The sequence below is a fragment of the Oribacterium sp. NK2B42 genome, from assembly GCF_000424445.1.
Lineage (GTDB): Bacteria > Bacillota > Clostridia > Lachnospirales > Lachnospiraceae > Oribacterium.
The window spans coordinates 1-1,541 of sequence record NZ_AUJX01000099.1 but is presented as its reverse complement, the minus strand read 5'-3'; the positions used below and the strand labels follow the sequence as shown (position 1 = coordinate 1,541).

Annotated in this window: 1 protein-coding gene; it reads right to left on the bottom strand. The window is 40.6% G+C overall.

What is annotated here, in order from left to right; genetic code table 11:
* Nucleotides 1-163: 163 nt before the first annotated feature.
* Complete coding sequence (locus tag G625_RS0114645; protein WP_029201684.1) at nt 164-1,486, bottom strand: IS1380 family transposase; 1,323 nt, start codon at nt 1,484-1,486, stop codon at nt 164-166.
* Nucleotides 1,487-1,541: the final 55 nt, after the last annotated feature.

The following is a 1,541-nucleotide window of genomic DNA, read 5'->3' as shown; positions in this document are numbered from 1 at the left end:
CCTGAATTATTCACGGAGGTATAAGTTCACTCAATTTAGCCTCTGCGGATAATTTTAAAAACAACCTTAAAAGAATCAACAGTTATCTACCGAAAAAAGGGCGCAAAAATCCCGTAATCGTTGGAAAGAAATCCTTTTAAGCTGTCAAAGTTCCACTAAGTTGCTATTCCAACTCAACTTGAAGTTGCCTGATGTTTGAAAGTGTCTCAATGAACTCTTCCTGATATGGACAACTGCTACAGAGTTTGAATACCATGTATCTTGCTGATCGAACTACTTTTGCAGCTATTTTGATCAGCTTCATACGGATTGTATCTGCCTGAAGTTTTCTGAACTTCATTGGGAGTACAAGCCGTTTGAACCAATTGAATAAGTTATATGCCAATGCATGAATCTGGAGGCGATTTGCATTCACGAGCTTTGATGAGCTGCTGACTGCAGCAAAATCAAAACCGTTTTTGCTTTCTTTTATAAAGTTCTCCATGGTTCCACGCTTGCAGTAAAAGTGGATCACATCTAATGGTTCAGAGTCCATGTTGGTGACTACGAATGTATGAAGAAACACCATCTGATTTGCGGGTTTCTCCACCTTGCAGACAACACGTCTGGCATAAGGCCATTTAGCAGCTTTATACATGAACTCACCGTAAGACACTGCATATGATAAAGCATCTTTTTTTACCTTATCAGTAAGGTCATCCTCGATGTCCTTTGCACTACGGATAAGTACAGGATTTTCCTTCAGGCGTATGGCGTAGGAAATTCCATTTGACTCACACTGCTCATAAAGATCAGGTGTGGCAAAGCCACTGTCTCCACGTAAGAACAGTTTTGTATCAGGACAGTCTTCGCTCAATTCATTCAGGATTGACTGGAGAAAATCAACAACTCCGGTGCAAGAGTAATCAGTACCGTCGCGAAGTTGAATCTTCAGGAGATCACCTGTCAGACCATCATAGCAGACTAATGGATGATATCCATAGCTCTGATAATGATAGTTGAAACCATTACCTTCCTGCTTACCGTAGGTATCGAGAAGAGTAGAATCAAGATCTAGCAACAGGAATTCAGGTATTTGCACAGAATAAAGTCTTCTCCGAAGTATTCTGGTGACCTCCGATAACTGTTGCATAGTAGACTCGTCCATACGGTTAAAAAACCTGGACATGGTGGGCTGCGAAGCGAGGTTATCTTTGTTAAGGATCGTCCTCATAACAGGGTCATGTCTTAGCTCATCGGCACAGTCATCTTCAAAGTAAGCGCCGAATATCTGGTAAATACTCTGAAGAAGATTCTCTGGATCCGTGTGATGACGGAACAATGCTTTGTCGTGTGTTTTAAACTTATTCTTCAATAACTTTTCGAGGCCAATCTTGTGAAAGAATTCTTTAAACAAGATAAGACCCGCATCGGAGGAAAGATCGCCTCCATTGAAATTTATTTTAAGGGATTTGTTGCAATCAAGAGTGCTGTCGAGTACACTAATCATAGGACTTCTCCTTCGTTTAGTTTTTTGTTTTAGCACCTTAATTCTATCAAGG